Origin of the sequence: Algoriphagus sp. (assembly GCF_030694375.1) — a bacterium.
Lineage (GTDB): Bacteria > Bacteroidota > Bacteroidia > Cytophagales > Cyclobacteriaceae > Algoriphagus.
Window position 1 is genome coordinate 258,703 of the sequence record NZ_JAUXYL010000020.1, and the last position, 15,571, is coordinate 274,273.

Annotated in this window: 15 protein-coding genes and 1 other RNA gene; 7 read left to right on the forward strand and 9 right to left on the reverse strand. The window is 44.3% G+C overall.

What is annotated here, in order from left to right; translation table 11 throughout:
- Nucleotides 1-147: 147 nt before the first annotated feature.
- Entirely contained in the window at nucleotides 148-1,587 is a 1,440-nt protein-coding gene (locus tag Q8M62_RS05965) for a membrane dipeptidase (RefSeq protein WP_304902396.1), read from the forward strand.
- A gap of 2 nt (nucleotides 1,588-1,589) precedes the next feature.
- On the opposite strand, the gene Q8M62_RS05970 is transcribed toward Q8M62_RS05965, so the two are convergent.
- The 3 genes from Q8M62_RS05970 to Q8M62_RS05980 form a co-directional block, all read right to left on the reverse strand.
- The gene (locus Q8M62_RS05970) at nucleotides 1,590-2,045 is read right to left on the reverse strand and encodes an RES family NAD+ phosphorylase (protein WP_304902395.1); all 456 of its coding nucleotides are present in this window, start codon (nucleotides 2,043-2,045) and stop codon (nucleotides 1,590-1,592) included.
- A gap of 5 nt (nucleotides 2,046-2,050) precedes the next feature.
- Nucleotides 2,051-2,512, reverse strand: coding sequence for an antitoxin Xre/MbcA/ParS toxin-binding domain-containing protein (locus Q8M62_RS05975; RefSeq protein ID WP_304902394.1), 462 nt, complete (start codon nucleotides 2,510-2,512; stop codon nucleotides 2,051-2,053).
- A 207-nt stretch (nucleotides 2,513-2,719) separates the two neighbouring features.
- The gene (locus Q8M62_RS05980; RefSeq protein WP_304902393.1) at nucleotides 2,720-3,325 is read right to left on the reverse strand and encodes a Uma2 family endonuclease; all 606 of its coding nucleotides are present in this window, start codon (nucleotides 3,323-3,325) and stop codon (nucleotides 2,720-2,722) included.
- A 228-nt stretch (nucleotides 3,326-3,553) separates the two neighbouring features.
- Between Q8M62_RS05980 and Q8M62_RS05985 the strand changes: the two genes are divergently transcribed.
- On the forward strand, nucleotides 3,554-3,751 hold the full coding sequence (locus Q8M62_RS05985) for a hypothetical protein (RefSeq protein ID WP_304902392.1): 198 nt from the start codon (nucleotides 3,554-3,556) through the stop codon (nucleotides 3,749-3,751).
- Complete coding sequence (locus Q8M62_RS05990) at nucleotides 3,748-4,047, forward strand: type II toxin-antitoxin system RelE/ParE family toxin (protein WP_304902391.1); 300 nt, start codon at nucleotides 3,748-3,750, stop codon at nucleotides 4,045-4,047. Before Q8M62_RS05985 ends, Q8M62_RS05990 begins: the two co-directional genes overlap by 4 nt.
- 77 nt (nucleotides 4,048-4,124) lie before the next feature.
- Here Q8M62_RS05990 and Q8M62_RS05995 read toward each other — a convergent pair whose 3' ends face one another.
- The gene (locus Q8M62_RS05995; protein WP_304902469.1) at nucleotides 4,125-7,088 is read right to left on the reverse strand and encodes a DNA polymerase III subunit alpha; all 2,964 of its coding nucleotides are present in this window, start codon (nucleotides 7,086-7,088) and stop codon (nucleotides 4,125-4,127) included.
- A 501-nt stretch (nucleotides 7,089-7,589) separates the two neighbouring features.
- On the opposite strand from Q8M62_RS05995, the gene Q8M62_RS06000 reads away from it, so the two are divergent.
- The 4 genes from Q8M62_RS06000 (at nucleotide 7,590) to Q8M62_RS06015 (ending at nucleotide 11,910) form a co-directional block, all read left to right on the forward strand.
- Nucleotides 7,590-8,084, forward strand: coding sequence for a hypothetical protein (locus tag Q8M62_RS06000; protein WP_304902390.1), 495 nt, complete (start codon nucleotides 7,590-7,592; stop codon nucleotides 8,082-8,084).
- Entirely contained in the window at nucleotides 8,081-9,529 is a 1,449-nt protein-coding gene (locus Q8M62_RS06005) for a CCA tRNA nucleotidyltransferase (protein ID WP_304902389.1), read from the forward strand. Before Q8M62_RS06000 ends, Q8M62_RS06005 begins: the two co-directional genes overlap by 4 nt.
- Before the next feature lie 2 nt (nucleotides 9,530-9,531).
- A complete protein-coding gene (locus tag Q8M62_RS06010) occupies nucleotides 9,532-10,239 on the forward strand; it encodes a lipopolysaccharide assembly protein LapB (RefSeq protein WP_304902388.1) in 708 nt (235 codons plus the stop codon).
- Nucleotides 10,240-10,521: 282 nt separating this feature from the next.
- Nucleotides 10,522-11,910, forward strand: a complete 1,389-nt coding sequence (locus tag Q8M62_RS06015; protein WP_304902387.1) for a metallophosphoesterase family protein — start codon at nucleotides 10,522-10,524, stop codon at nucleotides 11,908-11,910.
- A 336-nt stretch (nucleotides 11,911-12,246) separates the two neighbouring features.
- Here Q8M62_RS06015 and Q8M62_RS06020 read toward each other — a convergent pair whose 3' ends face one another.
- The 5 genes from Q8M62_RS06020 to ffs form a co-directional block, all read right to left on the reverse strand.
- Nucleotides 12,247-13,479, reverse strand: coding sequence for a S8 family serine peptidase (locus Q8M62_RS06020; RefSeq protein ID WP_304902386.1), 1,233 nt, complete (start codon nucleotides 13,477-13,479; stop codon nucleotides 12,247-12,249).
- Nucleotides 13,480-13,631: 152 nt separating this feature from the next.
- Nucleotides 13,632-14,342, reverse strand: coding sequence for a cell division ATP-binding protein FtsE (locus Q8M62_RS06025; RefSeq protein ID WP_304902385.1), 711 nt, complete (start codon nucleotides 14,340-14,342; stop codon nucleotides 13,632-13,634).
- A gap of 3 nt (nucleotides 14,343-14,345) precedes the next feature.
- Nucleotides 14,346-14,549 carry a fructose-6-phosphate aldolase gene (locus Q8M62_RS06030; RefSeq protein ID WP_092728403.1) on the reverse strand — a complete coding sequence of 68 codons (204 nt, stop codon included), beginning with the start codon at nucleotides 14,547-14,549 and terminating at the stop codon, nucleotides 14,346-14,348.
- A 54-nt stretch (nucleotides 14,550-14,603) separates the two neighbouring features.
- Nucleotides 14,604-15,263 carry a fructose-6-phosphate aldolase gene (gene fsa, locus Q8M62_RS06035; protein WP_304902384.1) on the reverse strand — a complete coding sequence of 220 codons (660 nt, stop codon included), beginning with the start codon at nucleotides 15,261-15,263 and terminating at the stop codon, nucleotides 14,604-14,606.
- A 138-nt stretch (nucleotides 15,264-15,401) separates the two neighbouring features.
- An RNA gene (ffs, locus tag Q8M62_RS06040) (signal recognition particle sRNA small type) lies at nucleotides 15,402-15,488 on the reverse strand.
- Nucleotides 15,489-15,571 lie beyond the last annotated feature (83 nt).

A 15,571-nucleotide genomic window follows, 5' to 3' on the forward strand; every position in this document is an offset into this window, starting at 1 on the left:
TAGGTCATTTTTTGGAGATCCTAATCCTGAGGGTTTGAATTGGATTTTTTAGTGATTTGTACTTAAAATCAATTTTTGGTTAGTGTTTTTGATTCAAAAAAAAGCTCCCATTGGAGTTAATTTTAGTCTGTAACGCATTGAATCTCCATGAACTTACCAATTGCAGACTGGCATGTGCATCCAAATCTCAAAACCTACGGCCACAGCTTTGATAGAAGCCTGTCAGACAAATCCAGTCTTTGGAAACACGATTCTCCAGGCTTTCTAAAAAAGCTCCTAAACCGTGTTTTTGGGTTGACCCGGTATTATCAGGCCACGTATGCATCACTCCACAGTGGAGGAGTGAAAATTGCCTTTGTGTCTTTGTATCCTTTTGAAAAAGGGTTTTTCGTAAACGGGATGTTAAACGGGCCTTTGACCGCATTTTTTGCCAATATGGTAACCGGAATTGGTTTTCGGCGCGTCAGACATCTCCAAAAACAGCTGAATTATTTCAATGAACTGGAAGGGGAGATGCGGTTTTTATTGAATGCGGAAAAAAGTTGTCCCCGTGGAAGTGAAATTTTATTATGGGAAATTTCAGATTCATGGAAAGCGGTTTCACAAGAACTCACCAAAGAAAATTCGCTCATAATCATACCCACAATAGAGGGGAGTCATGTTTTCAATTCAGGTCTTGGAGCCTTCGGGAAGGAAACTAGCGAAAAGCAAGTCCTCCGGAATATAGACAGGCTGAAAAATTGGAGGCATTCGCCATTTTTTATCACTTTCGCACACAATTTCAGCAATGACTTTTGCGGGCATGCCCCGAGTTTGGAGAAACTTGGGCCTTTGGTCAATCAAAAACCTCAAATGGGAGTAGGGTTCACGGAGTTGGGATGGACTGTGGTCAAGTCACTTTTGGATGACCGCAATGGCAGACCCATCCTGGTGGACTTGAAGCACATGAGTTTACAGTCCAGAAAGGAGATATATGCCTGGAATGGAAATCGAGTAAAAGGGAAAAGCCCGCTAATTGTAAGTCATGGGGCGGTTACAGGCTGTAGCTGGGAGGAAAAGGGAAGATTTCACCACCCCCTGTTTTGTGAGGCAGAGATCAATTTTTACGATGAAGATATTCTTGAGATTATGAGCTCGGGAGGGTTTTTTGCCCTACAGCTGGATGCCAATCGGCTCGGAAATTCTCGGGCAATCCGAAAACCTGTTTTTGGAGACAGGAAACAGGGGTTTGAGTCCTCCTGTCGTCTGATTTGGGCTCATCTCAGGCATATCGGCGAGCTGCTTGACAGCAGAGGATTGCCAGCCTGGGATCAGGTCGGACTCGGATCGGACTTTGACGGCACGATCAATCCCTTGGAGGGAATCTGGACAGCAGAAGATTTTCCTGCTATGGCACAGGGACTATTGTTGGAAATAGAGCGTTATCTCGATTCAAAGAATTGTCTGAGTGATTTAAACAACAAATACGTCGAACCTGAGGATATCCTCAACAAGTTTCTTTTCGGAAATACGCTGGATTTTTTGAAGACGCACTATAGCCACCCAGCCTTTAACCACGAGCAGAAAATTGGCAAAATGCATCAATAAAATCATCTCAAAATCCTCCTGTCAAGTTCAAGAGGATAGCTTTTAAATTCAAGCGAATTGAAATTGCCGGAAAGTGGGTTGATTACATAATTCAGGGAATTCTGATCCACAACCGAGGGTACAGCAAAGCAAAGAAGGCCTGATTTTAACAAGTCGGTGCCATATTCCATTGATGCTCTGACTGCCGGGATTTGATTCCATCCCAAGGGTAACTCATCTGTTTTGGGCATAAAAATGAGTTGGTCTGGAATGTTGATTTCCATGACAGCATAGCGGATATAGCGATCAGCAGATAGCAGTTCGGGATCAATTGTCAATCGCTCCAGTAAGGAAGCTGAGACACTTGATCCGGCATAGACTGCCGGAGTGCCCGGAAGATTCCACCTGCCTCCGTAGATTTTGGCTCCTTCACCGCTTGCGTCGCAGTATTGGGTTAGCGCCAGTCGGAATACTTTCATTTTTGTCAAATAGTAATCCCGTGCTGTAATCGCATGATCTCTGCCTTGAGTAGGTCAAGCCCCGCAGAGACATCGATCAGATCCAGGGGGATCCGATTGCCGAGTGAAAAAAGCGGACGCTCCATCCATCTGCGAAACCCCTCGCGACCAAAGTAATTAACCCCGATCGCATAAAGCTCGGCCAATTCGTAGAGCTTTTCAGATTGACCGGTATCAAAAACATCTTTGCGCTGCAGAGTCTTGGCAGAGACTCCCAATGCATCAGCAAGTGTATTGTAATCCAAGCCTGAAAGCTCCTTAAAGCTCTCAAATGAGCTTTTGTCAAGGCCATTGCGAAAAGTATCAACCCGATTAAGTGGCTCATCCAGCCAGTCAAAGTCTACTCTAAGAATGTCTTGAGCAGACAAATGTGCTTTTTGATAAACTGCAATTGCAGGCTCGCTGACTTTGAGGATTTTCTTTGCCATGGCTTTTATCGGTAAATTGTCTCCTAAGATAACGTAATTTGTCTGATTTTTGATTTATGTTACCACATTTATTTACTTAACAAGCAATTTTTTTACTACCGTGACTATAGAGAATTTGGTTCTAAGGGGGATAAAAGTGCGAAAGGCAAGTCTTATAATAGCCCCAGGATGCATGCTGGTTAAAAGGAAATGACTTAGTTTTGAGGATCAGATATTTTCAAAGACCTCAGTCAAGTCAAGTTTGAAACTTGAGATCACTTTGGATTCGACGATTTCTCCGATGGTAAAAAGTTTCGAAGGAAGGTATTTTCCCTCAGCCAAAGTATAAATCATCAAGGTACACTCATTGGGATGAATCACCCAATATTCCTGAACGCCGGACTCCTCATACACCTCGTATTTGTTTTGGATTTCTTTTCGGTTGTTTCCTGGAGAAAGGATTTCAATAATCAAATCAGGTGCCCCGATGCATCCGAATTCGTCTATTTTTTCGGGATCACAGATCACGCAGATATCAGGCTGCACTACGGTGTCTATATCCTCGTTTCTTTTGGATTTGACCGGAAGTCTTACTTCAAAAGGTGCTGTAAATACTTCACATTTTTCACCTTTTAAGTAATTATAAAGATGATTTGATACGTTCAGAGAAACTCGCTGATGATTGACTCGAGGTGCAGCGGCTTGCTTGAAGATTTTCCCCTTGATTAATTCCACCATTTCATCCATCTGCCAAGTCAGGTAGTCGGCATAAGTATAGTGCCCATACTCGGAGAGCGGTTCTTCGACTTTGTTGGGTTCTTCTGGCTTTTGCATAAGTTAAAAATATGGAATATTTGCAATGGAGAGAAATTAGCTGAATTAGGTGTTTGGTTTAGAATTTTGATCTTGATCATATTAAACTCCCCGCATTTCAATACGCTATTCGTACATATGAGTTGACTTCGATTGGGTTGAAACCAAATTGTGCAGATATTGGTATCTTTATCCAAAGAATCTTATAAAAAGATGGATGTACAGGCAACAAAACTAGAATTGATAGAGATGCTTCTCAGAACTAAGGAAGAAAGTGTCCTGAAAAAAATCAAGGAATTACTTGAGACTATTTCCTTGAGCGATTCCGAATTGACAGAAGCTGATTATAGAATTTTTGATCAGAGACGGGAAAAGCATCTTTCTGGTCATTCTAGCTCCTTTTCTTGGGAAGAGGTGAAAGAAGAAGCTAGAAAGTCGGTGAAATGAAGCTGGAATTAATTTTAAAAGAGGAAGCTAGACTTGAGATCATTGATGCGTATCAGTACTACGAAAGTGCTAAAGTTGGTCTTGGCGAGATTTTTTTGACTCATTTGGACAAGTGTTTTGATCGTATGCTGGCACAACCTCAACAATTCCCCATGAAAAGGGCTCCATATCGGGAGGCTGCAGTTACCAAGTTTCCTTTTTTAATCATTTTTGAACTGCAGGAGAAAAGCATCATAGTTTATTCAGTATTTAACACTTGGAGAAACCCTGAGAAAAAACCGGGAGAAATTTCCTAAACTTTCAGGCCCTAAAAAGCCACCTCCCCACAGCCTGGCCCTTCGCTAAATAGCTCCAATGGAGCTTTTCTTGATACTCAGTCCTCCCCAGCATTCCAGTACGCCATTCGTTCCAGTAAATTCACTTCGATCGAGTAGAAGCCGAATTCCTCTGTCACTTTTCCCTCAATCCGATAGATTGCCCGGCCTTTGAAGGGGTGTTTTTTGACTATAGGAGGGAAGTGAACCGTGTCGATCCAGTCACCGTCCCGATCCAGAAAAGTCCCGAAGTTCATCACTTCGCCCTTCACTGTCCGAGTGTATTTCACTGTGACCAGATAACCTAGGATCATCACCGTTTTCCCCAGATGACTTTGCAGGTCTTTGGCTTTGATTCCTTGAATACTCTGATCTTTGACCAGGTGAAAAGGGGAGTCCAGTGGAAACTCCAGGATATCGATCTGATCGAGTATTTCCTGTCGGATGTCCACAGCTTCCAAGAGCGGAATTTCGGGTTGACGATTGCCAAAGGATAATCCTCCGGAGCGGAAAAGCTCATTGGTAGCAGGAATGGCTTTCTTCTTGTTCAGAATGAAATGGGCTTCCCAAAGCAGTTCTTGTTTGGTTTTTCCTGTAAATCGAAAGCAAGTGATGCGGATCAGGATCAGCAGCTGCTCCAGACTGACCGCAACCCGCGCCACAAAGTCCGCCAAACCCAGAAAAGCCCCATTTTCACGACGCTCCAGCAGAAGCTTTTCTACCGTCGTTTTTTCCAAAAACTTCATGTGGATCAGGCCCAAGTACACGGTCTTTCCTGTGATGCGAGTCAGGTATTCGCTCTCGTTGATGTGCGGAGCCTGAATGTCCGCTCCGTTCATTCGCAGCTCATGAATGTAGAATTCGGTATGGTAAAATCCTCCGAAGTTATTGACCACGCCCACCATGAATTCCAGTGGGAAATGGGCTTTCAGGTACATACTTTGATAGCTCTCCACCGCAAAAGAAGCCGAGTGGCCTTTGGCAAATGAATATCCTGCAAAGCTTTCGATCTGATACCAGACTTCAGCCGCAACTTTGTCTTCCCGACCCATTTCCTTGCAGTTGCTGAAAAACTTCTCCCTGATCCGCTGAAACTCGTCCTTGGAACGGGATTTTCCACTCATGCCTCTTCGTAGTACATCGGCTTCGCCCAGACTCAGCCCTGCAAAGTAGTGGGCAACTTTGATCACGTCTTCCTGATACACCATGATTCCATAGGTCTCAGGCATGATCTCGGCGAGTACGGGATGAGCCGTTTTTCTTCGCTCTTCATCCACATGACGCAGGATGTACTCCCGCATCATCCCGGAGCGGGCGACTCCGGGTCGGATGATGGAGCTGGCTGCGACGAGTTCCAGGTATTCGTCTGCTTTCATCTTTGCCAGTAGCATTCGCATGGCTGGAGACTCCACGTAGAAGGCACCAATCGTATGACCCGTCCGCAGCATTTCCTTGATTTTCGGGTCTTTTTTGAATTTATCGACTTCGCGGATATCCACTTTTACGCCCTGATTTTGATAGATGGTCTCGATGGCTGACTTGATGTGTCCAAGTCCCCGCTGACTCAGAATGTCAAATTTGTGCAGGCCGATATCCTCAGCGATATGCATATCAATGTGGGCGAGGGGAAAGCCCTTTGGCGGCATATCTGTCGCCGTGTAATAGTGAATGGGTTTGTGCGCAATCAAGATCCCGCAGGCGTGAATCGTCAGATGCGAAGGCATGTCGTGCAGCACCTGACTGTACTTGATGATCAGCTTGCCGAATTGATCAGGTTCGTAGCCTTCCTTGTTAGCAAAATGAATCAGGGACTCGATGTCTGACTTGGGAAGTCCGAAGACTTTTCCCAGCTCGCGAAAGACGGAGTTGTACTGAAACGTACTGTAGGAGCCCAACAGTGCCACATGCTCGACCTTGTCGCGGTTGTATTTCTGAAAAATGTAATCCGTGACCTCATCCCGATCGGTCCAGCTGAAGTCAATGTCAAAGTCAGGGGGATTTTCCCGATACAGATTAATAAACCGCTCGAAATACAAGTCCAGCTCGATCGGATCCACGTCCGTGATCCCGAGACAATAGGCCACGATGCTGTTGGCACCGGAACCCCGACCGACATGGTAGAAGTTGCGCTGCTGCGCAAAAGTGACGATGTCGTAATTGATCAGAAAGTAAGATACGAATCCTTTTTGCTGGATGAGTTCGAGCTCTTTTTCGATGCGTGTACTGACCTCAGGCTGCAGGTTGGGATAGCGTCGCAGTGCGCCTTTGAATGCCTCCTGTCGGAGAAAGTCAAAGTCCTCCCAATCCGAACCCAAGATATCGCGACGGTTTTTGACTGCCTGAAAATAGAATGAGAACTGACATTGCTCGAGTAGCTTTTGGGCGTTGACGAGTAAATAGCTGTGGCTTTCGCAGCGGGAGACCAAGTCAGCATAGCTGTAGAATTGATCGGTGGCATCGCCTTGCGCTTCTTTTGGTAGTTTGCTGAGGAGTGTGTTTAGATCGATGCTTCGCAAAAGGCGATGTGCGCTAAACTGAACTTTGGATGAAAAAGTCGCCGGTTGGAGTAGTACGAGCTTTTCCTTTTTTCGAAACCAGGGAGAGGAAATCAAGCGGTTGAGCTGTCCGGGATGCACGCCGACGAATTCATTTTCCCGCAGGGGAATCAACTTCTCCGGCAAAGGATAGATGACGAAGCTGTTTTCAAATGCAGGGGCTTTAGAGGTGAACTCCTTTTTATGGACAAGGTGATCGGAGAGGTGCCGGTTGAGCTCGTATAATCCTTCCTGATTCCGGGCCAGTCCGATGTATTTTTGTTGCGTGCTGTTGCGGAAGTCGATGCCGATCACGGGATGGATTCCGGATTTTTGCGCAGCACGGATAAAGGGGAAAATCCCTGCCGTGCAGTTGATGTCCGTGAGGGCGAGGGCATCGAGTTTTTTACCTTTCGCCTCAGCGATCAGCGCTTCCACAGACATCGTCCCGTATTTGAAGCTGAAGTGAGAATGGCAGTTGAGAAACATTGGAAGTACGAAATATGAAGTACGAAATACGAAGAGCGGAAATACGCTTCGTGAAATATGCGTTGCGAAATAGGCTTCCTGCGGAAGCGAGATAGTTCCAGCAGTTAATGCTTGAGGGTCGCCCAAGGCAGTGTCTCCACTGCCGCAGTTAATAGTTATTTTGTTTTGTTGTCCTGCTTCTCCCCCGATATATCCATCGGGGCTGGACAAATCGTTTTGGATTGCAAATCCCGTGATCGGACCTCGGGATTACAAATCCCAAGGGCAACAAGCTGAATTCTTTCAAAATGTTAATTATTTTAACATTTATATGTTTATAAATTAGACAAAATGATTGGGATCATGTCAAGGGCTTGATTGATTTTTGGAGGAAAATGTCGGGGAAGGGAGGAGGACGTTTTGATTAACCCATCACACAAAAGCGAAAAAATCCACCAAAAATGCGGTTGATTATCCTGTGTTTTAGATTTTAGCAACTCAGGCCGGATAATCTGATTATTTTTGCATCAAACCACAGAAATATTGGATCAGCAAGCTATAGTCAAAACCTTCCGTGAAAAAGGACAGGTCACTATCCGTGAAGGAAACGGAAAGAATCTCACACTCCTGAAAACGGAGAATTGGAAACCTGAAATGGGCTATGACTGGACGTTTCTCTTGTTTGATACATTTCAGATCCGCACTGTGTGTGAGCCATTTGCAGAGGTTTCCTTGGATATTGTGGATTTTTCCTCTAAGCCCACGATCTACCATAGTCCGGTCAGCCGGGTGATTAGAAGCGCACCTATCCAAGATGGTAACATCCGTTTTTCATTGATCCGGGAGCCTAATTGGAACAAATTGCTTTTTCAGATCTCGCAGCCGGTTTTGGCAAAAATTGATCATGAGAAAAATGAGGCTGATTCGCAAACCGAACTTTATTTCCCGCTTTTGGGTCCAAGTACTAAAGAAATGTTTCTGGGTCCGGAAGGTGATGTAAAAATTATTGTTGGATGAATTTAAAAGCCAAGCTAGACGAGCTCGAAATATTCGGAAAAGTTGCGAAAGCAAGTGCTACGCTAGGTATTAAATCCTACGTCGTCGGCGGCTATGTCCGTGACCTTGTATTAGGCCGTCCAAGCAAGGATATCGATTTTACCTGCGTAGGAAGCGGGATCAAGCTGGCCCAGGAGGTTGCCAAATCATTTGATCAGCATGTCCCGCTTTCGGTTTTCAAAAACTTCGGTACGGCGATGCTCAAACTCGATGACTGGGAGATAGAGTTTGTGGGAGCTAGAAAAGAGTCCTACCGGCTGGAATCCAGAAAGCCAATCGTGGAAGACGGAACTTTGCAGGAGGACTTGGAGCGTAGGGATTTCACGATCAATGCATTGGCGATTTCACTTAATCGGGAAGATTATGGCGATTTGATTGACCCTTTTGACGGGTTGGGTGATATGAAGCGAAAAATCATTAAAACCCCACTTGAGCCGGGAATCACCTTTTCAGATGATCCTTTGCGGATGATGCGTGCAGTGCGATTTGCAGCCCAATTGAACTTCGATATAGATGCGGACACTTTTTTTGCCATTTCCGAAAACGCGGCAAGGCTTCAGATTATTTCCGCAGAGCGAATAATTGATGAATTAAATAAAATCGTTGCTACCCCAAAGCCTTCCTATGGATTTAAGCTTCTGTTTGCCTCGAAGCTTTTGCATGAGTTTTTTCCTGAAATGGTCGAACTGCAGGGAGTGGATTCGGTCGATGACAAGTCGCATAAAGATAATTTCTACCACACGCTCCAAGTATTGGATAATGTATGTCTCATGACCGATAATCTTTGGCTTCGCTGGGCTGCGATTATGCATGACATTGCCAAGCCTGCGACCAAGCGTTTCAATCCCAAAGTGGGCTGGACCTTTCATGGACATGAAGATCGGGGAGCCCGAATGACTCCAAATATCTTTCGCCGTTTGAAACTTCCGATGGATGACCGGATGAAGTATGTGCAAAAACTCGTTCGTCTTCACCTCCGACCCATCGCTTTGGTCAAAGACGAAGTGACTGATTCGGCCATGCGAAGATTGCTTTTTGATGCGGGCGATGATATCGAGGACTTAATGACCCTCTGTCGCGCAGATATCACCTCCAAAAACAACAAAAAAGTCAAGCGCTACCTTGAAAACTTCGACAAGGTGGAGGAAAAAATGAAGGAAGTGGAAGAAAAAGATCAAGTTCGGAATTTTCAGCCTCCGGTCAGCGGTGAAGAAATCATGGAAACTTTTGGGCTTTCACCTTCAAAAATCATCGGTGAAATCAAGGAAGAAATAAAAGAAGCTATATTGGAGGGCAAAATTCAAAACAATCCTGAATCCGCACGAAAACTAATGTTGGACATTGCCCGTAGCAAAGGCATTGCTCCTAAGGATACACATCACATCACCAAAAAAACAACTGATTGACAATGAAGCGCACATTCTTACTGCTGCTCCTGGCCTTTTGTGCCGGAAATCTTGCTGCCCAAACAGCAACTGATTCTATTCCAAAACTGGATCCAAAGATCAAAGCCGCACTTAACGCAGCAGACCAAACGGCCTATCAAGCGGCAATTCGGTATAGTGATCTGGAAATGGCAAAAACCAAATTATACGATCTCATGATCCGTAACCCGGAGAATCCCCGCTACATGGAGGCTTTGGGCAATATTTATTTTGACAACAGTCAATTTGCCTCTGCCGCTCTGGTATCCTTGGATTTGCTGCAAGGCAACAGCAAAAATGTCGGTGCTTTGGAAATTGCCGCCTACTCCTTAGAGCAATTGGGAGCTTTGGACCGTGCCTTGCCACATTTCGAAAGCCTTTATTTGTTGACAGGAGATAATTTCAGCCTTTATAAATCGGCATTCCTCCAATACAATCTTAAGCGATATGAGGAAGCGATGAATTCTGTGAATATGTTGGTAAAAAACTCTAAAGCAGATGAGAAAATCGGATTTCCAAAATCTCAGACCGAAACACAGGAGGTCAGTATGAAAGCTGCTGCGCTCAATTTGAAAGGATTGATTTATTTGGATCAAAATTCAAAAGTTGAAGCTAAAACAGCCTTTAATGAAGCAATCGCACTGGATGCGAATTTCGTTCAGGCTAAAGAGAATCTTAAGAAGACAAATTGATTTCAAATCGTCAACAGACGACGGTCAACTGTCTAAAGAAAGCAAAGATGAGCTTCAAAACAGTTTGTTTGTTGCTGGATAGAAACCGGATACAAAGATTTATTAATCTAATTTGAAATTTAAAAGCCGGCCTAGTGCCGGTTTTTTTTTGAACTTTTTAAAAGTCAATTGCCAGTAATGGAATTGTTATTTTATTTGATTGGGATAGGCAAAAAGTAGAAATTGAATAGATTGGGTTGTTTTTAAATTTTCAAAAAATTTTAACTGATTTCAATAATTTCCATGCAATCACGAACACTAATCTGCCTGTCGCTTTTTCTGATTTCCTCCTTTCAGCTTTTTGCTCAGGAGGCAAGGGTTTACAAAGAACCCAAATTTCATTTTGATTGGTCAAAACCTTCTGAATATCCCGATCGAATCGTTCTGAACTTTGGGCAGAATCCTGCCACTGAGGTCAATGTAACCTGGCGAACAAATACGGAGATTAAAGCAGGTTATGCGGAAATCGCAGTCGCCACTGCCGCTCCGAAGTTTTGGAGAAACGGAAAAACGTTGACCGCCAAAACCGAAGTTTTGGATGCCAGTTCGATCCAAACTGCAGAAGTAATTGCCAATTATCATTCGGTTGAATTCAGGGATTTGTTACCTGATACTACTTATGCTTATCGGGTTGGAGATGGAGAGCGTTGGAGTGAGTGGTTTCAGTTTAAGACGGCTTCTGCTAACCCGGGAGATAAATTTTCTTTTCTATATGTGGGAGATGCGCAGAATTATGTGCTGGAACTTTGGTCTCGCCTGATTCGGGAGGGATTCAGAAAGGCCCCCGATTCGAAATTCATCATTCACGCCGGAGACCTGATCAATACTGCGCATCGCGAGCAAGAATGGCACGAATGGTTTACTGCAGGTGGTTTCATTCATAGTATGGTCCCGTCCATGCCTGTTCCCGGTAATCATGAATACCGTGCAAAAAATCAGGAGGAGATAGATCAAAAAGTGAGAAGCCTTTCGGTTCAATGGAAGCCACAATTTACCTTGCCCCTCAATGGGCCCAAGGGTCTGGAGGAGACCGCTTACTACATGGATTATCAGGATGTCCGATTTATCTTTCTGGACTCCAACCGGGACCATGAGCTTCAGGCTACCTGGCTCGAAGAGATTCTGTCCAAAAACCCAAAAAGCTGGACAATTGTGAGTTATCACCATCCACTTTTTTCAGCCTCCAACGGTAGAGACAATGAGGCATTAAGAAATCTCTGGAAGCCGATATTTGACAAATACAAAGTTGACATTGCGCTGCAGGGCCACGATCACGCTTATGCCCGTGGCAGAGTGGCGCCAGGAGAGAATGTGATGAATGGGTTGAATATGAAAGACATGACAGGAACGGTTTATGTCGTTTCTGTTTCAGGAGGAAAAATGTACGATATCGGAGATGACTGGACCGAAAAGGGAGGTCAGCGTGACCGAACTGCCGAAAATACCCAGCTTTTTCAGGTGATAACGATGGAAGGGAATCGCCTGAAATTTGAATCCTTCACTGCCGTGGGAGAATTGTATGATGCCTTTGAACTGGTAAAAGGGGAGAATGATCTCAATCAATTTATCGAGCTCAGAGTAAATGCAGTTCCTGAAAAGACCCACACGAACACGATTCCCTACAAGGATTGATCAGGGAAAAATCAGGTAGGCAATAGTGGTCGTGATGAGTGAAAGCAAAAAGCTTAAAGCCAAAATTTTCAAGTGATTGGTCTCCCAATGTTTATTGGTTCCATCCCCATTATCAACCATTCGCTTCATCGGCCTAATAGCTAATTGAACTATTGCGAGAATGCCGAGGAAATAGATAATAAGGAGGATTAAAAAAGATGCGATCGCTTCCATCATTCCAAAGTAAGCTTAACATGGAAAAAGAAAAATGATTTTAGACAGGTTTAACATTTTCTTAACCTGAAATAATTAAAGGCGACTGTTAAGGTCGCCTTTAATTATAATGGGATTGCAGTGTTATCGGACCGCGATTGTGTCAGGATTTCCATCAGGATCATTCTTGACAGTTCCACCAGAATTCACTGAGCCGCCAAACAATAATATTCCAGCGACATGGGGTGCAGCCATGGACGTTCCGCTAATGGTATTGTATCCGCCATCTTTCCAAGTGGAATTTATACTAACTCCCGGCGCAACAAAATCAATGGGTGGGTTGCCAAAATTAGAAAATGTGGCAAACACATCAGAACTGTTCATAGCCGAAATGGTGTAAATATTTATCCCATTTACCCGTGCAGGAGAATAATTGGCCGCATTAGCTGAGCTGTTTCCTGCCGCAATTGCAAATTTCACTTTGGAGGAAGCAGCTAAGACCGCATCATCTAATGCTTGGGAAACAGGACCGCCTAAGCTCATATTTGCCACGTCACTTGAATTGCCAACTGCTGCGACATGATTCACGCCGGCTATGACCCCTGAATAAGATCCGGAACCCCTTGAATCAAGAACTTTTACTGGAACTACTGAAGCTCCAGCAGCCACACCTACTACACCTATAGTATTATTGATGGCTGCTACTGTTCCAGCTACGTGGGTTCCATGACCATTGCCATCATCAAGTGAACCCGCATCCCTTCCACTGGTAAAGGCATTGAAGCCAAGAGTTGTGCTGACATTTAAGTCCGGGTGATCCAAATCTATTCCGGTATCCAAGATGAAGGCTTTTCCAGAACCCGAGTAATTCAATGAACCACCTACCCGGGTAATTCCCCAAGGTGTAGTTTGACCTGTGCTTCCTCCGCCCCCGCCGCTACCTGGTCCTTTACCGGGAGGGGGAGCCAAAGCAATAATTCGATCCGGCTCGATGGCTTTGACAGATGGATCCTTTGCCAGCACAGCGTATTGTTCATCCGTTAAGCTTACAGAAAAACCTTCAATTGTACTGCCATAGACATGCTCGATATTGGCATCAGCGATTCTGTACTTAGCCAAGATTGAACTTCCGGTTTTTCGCATAGTTGCCTGCACAGATGCATAGCTCATGTCTTTCCGTAAATTGAGGCCCGTGGGATTAAGCGTTACGATGTATTTTCCCGGAATGATATCACCATTTTGATACTTGATGATTTCCAATTCCTGTGAATCAGGAAGCGATAAATCTTGTTCGGATTGACAAGCTACTAAAGCTACTCCGATGGAAATTGCAAGTGCAATTCCCCGGAAAGTGGTCGAGTAAAACAGCTTTTTCATAGGATAAGATTTTGATAGTGGTTGATATTAAGTCATTTGCATACTTAATATTCCTAAATCACGTCATATATCCTAGAAAAAAATTAAAATATAGTGGTCTACCGCTCTTACCGATAGGTTAGTGTCAATTGTTTTTTTTAGTTTTTAAACTGTCAAAAAGAAGATCCAAAGGATACATCATGCAGCTGACTGTCCAGCAATCTTCCTTTTTCACATTTCAAAACCCGATAAGGAAATTTACGCAGCAACTCATGATTATGTGTTGCCATAAGAATGGCTGTTCCCTTTTTGTTGATGTCCTGAAAAAGTTTAAAAATCCCATCGGCCACGTCAGGGTCAAGATTTCCTGTAGGTTCATCAGCCAATAAAATAGATGGTTCGTTGAGTAGGGCCCTTGCAATCACCACACGCTGCTGCTCCCCGCCTGACAGCTGATGGGGCATTTTTTGCAATGAGTCTGTCAAGCCTACCTGTATCAATACCTCGCTGATTCGTTCTTTGATTTTAACTGGATCAGTCCAGCCTGTGGCTTTTAGAACAAACAATAGATTCTCCCAGACTGTGCGGTCACTGAAAAGCTGAAAGTCCTGAAAAATGATCCCGATTTTGCGGCGGAGAAAAGGGACTTCACTATTTTTAATTTTGGTGAGTGAATATCCTACTATTTCGGCAAGACCAGATTGAAGTTTTAGATCTGCGTAGAGTGTTTTGAGAAGGGAGCTTTTACCACTTCCTGTCCGACCGATAAGGAAGACAAATTCATGCTGTTCGACAGAAAAGTTGACATCGGACAATACAGGCGTCTCTCCTTGGAAAATTGTGGCCTGCATGACCTGAAGCACTGGTTTGGTACTGAAATCCATTATTTAGAGATCTAGTTTTTGAAGTTTTCCGAAGGCTAAATTTTTAATCACTTCTTCCAGTTGTGTTTCTTTTCCTTCCAAACCAAACTTTTCAATGTTTTTAAGCGGTCTGTCTGCTCGGAAATAAGCGACCAAAACAAAGTTTTCGTCTCGGATCTGAATGTAATCCGGAATTTTAGCTTTTCCTTTTACTTTAATGATATACATACGTTGGGATTGAAAAAGAGGCTGTATCCTTGTAGAAACAGCCTCTTTGGTGTTTTATTTTCCGGCCGCTTTAGCATGATCAGCCAGAAACTGTGCCAGACCCGAGTCCGTAAGTGGATGCTTGAGCAATCCGGTGATTACTTTTAGTGGACAGGTCACCACGTCAGCACCAAGTTCGGCGCATTTGATGAGGTGCATGCTGTGACGGACCGATGCAGCAAGAATTTCTGTTTCGAATCCGTAATTCTGGTAGATATGAACGATCTGACCGATCAGTTCCAGGCCGTCATAAGAAATATCGTCCAGTCTTCCGATAAAAGGAGAGAGGTAAGAAGCCCCAGCTTTGGCAGCAAGGATAGCTTGACCTGCGGAAAAAACCAGCGTACAATTGGTGCGGATTCCCTCGCTGTGAAAGTATTTGATCGCTTTGATCCCGTCTTTGATCATCGGGATCTTCACTACGATTTTGTCATCGATTTTCGCCAGTTCTTTTCCCTCGCTGATCATGCCTGCGTAGTCTGTAGCGATTACTTCAGCGGAAACTTTGTCGTCCACTATATCACAAATCGCCTTGTAGTGAGCTCTGACCTTGGCTTCACCGCTGATGCCTTCTTTGGCCATCAGTGAGGGATTGGTAGTCACACCATCCAAAACGCCAAGATCATAGGCTTCGCGGATTTCGTCCAAATTGGCTGTATCAATAAAGAATTTCATAAGAATAGGTTTTTGGTGAATGCTTGAGTAAAATACACAAGCGGAATTTTGATTTACAATAGGCTAACGAACAAAGTTAGGATTTAAATCAGGATAAGGAATTCCTAAAAGTAGCCAATTTGGAAAATTTAAGGCAAAAAAGAAGCGGCATCGCACCGCTACAACTGCTTACCCTTGCTTCCTTCCGGACCTGGGGGATTCAGCAGGAGCTGGTCGTGCCGCTAGGTCACAAAGGTAAGGCAAATTTGACTTGAAGCAACAGGTAGATACCAAATAGATGCTATGCATCAGGGAATCAAGTGGAAAAA

What these genes read in the sequence shown, in the direction of transcription:
- Q8M62_RS05965 (WP_304902396.1), top strand. Translation starts at nt 148, where the DNA reads ATGAACTTACCAATTGCAGACTGGCATGTGCATCCAAATCTCAAAACC.
- Q8M62_RS05970 (WP_304902395.1), bottom strand. Translation starts at nt 2,045, where the DNA reads ATGAAAGTATTCCGACTGGCGCTAACCCAATACTGCGACGCAAGCGGT.
- Q8M62_RS05975 (WP_304902394.1), bottom strand. Translation starts at nt 2,512, where the DNA reads ATGGCAAAGAAAATCCTCAAAGTCAGCGAGCCTGCAATTGCAGTTTAT.
- Q8M62_RS05980 (WP_304902393.1), bottom strand. Translation starts at nt 3,325, where the DNA reads ATGCAAAAGCCAGAAGAACCCAACAAAGTCGAAGAACCGCTCTCCGAG.
- Q8M62_RS05985 (WP_304902392.1), top strand. Translation starts at nt 3,554, where the DNA reads ATGCTTCTCAGAACTAAGGAAGAAAGTGTCCTGAAAAAAATCAAGGAA.
- Q8M62_RS05990 (WP_304902391.1), top strand. Translation starts at nt 3,748, where the DNA reads ATGAAGCTGGAATTAATTTTAAAAGAGGAAGCTAGACTTGAGATCATT.
- Q8M62_RS05995 (WP_304902469.1), bottom strand. Translation starts at nt 7,088, where the DNA reads ATGTTTCTCAACTGCCATTCTCACTTCAGCTTCAAATACGGGACGATG.
- Q8M62_RS06005 (WP_304902389.1), top strand. Translation starts at nt 8,081, where the DNA reads ATGAATTTAAAAGCCAAGCTAGACGAGCTCGAAATATTCGGAAAAGTT.
- Q8M62_RS06010 (WP_304902388.1), top strand. Translation starts at nt 9,532, where the DNA reads ATGAAGCGCACATTCTTACTGCTGCTCCTGGCCTTTTGTGCCGGAAAT.
- Q8M62_RS06015 (WP_304902387.1), top strand. Translation starts at nt 10,522, where the DNA reads ATGCAATCACGAACACTAATCTGCCTGTCGCTTTTTCTGATTTCCTCC.
- Q8M62_RS06020 (WP_304902386.1), bottom strand. Translation starts at nt 13,479, where the DNA reads ATGAAAAAGCTGTTTTACTCGACCACTTTCCGGGGAATTGCACTTGCA.
- Q8M62_RS06025 (WP_304902385.1), bottom strand. Translation starts at nt 14,342, where the DNA reads ATGGATTTCAGTACCAAACCAGTGCTTCAGGTCATGCAGGCCACAATT.
- Q8M62_RS06030 (WP_092728403.1), bottom strand. Translation starts at nt 14,549, where the DNA reads ATGTATATCATTAAAGTAAAAGGAAAAGCTAAAATTCCGGATTACATT.
- fsa (WP_304902384.1), bottom strand. Translation starts at nt 15,263, where the DNA reads ATGAAATTCTTTATTGATACAGCCAATTTGGACGAAATCCGCGAAGCC.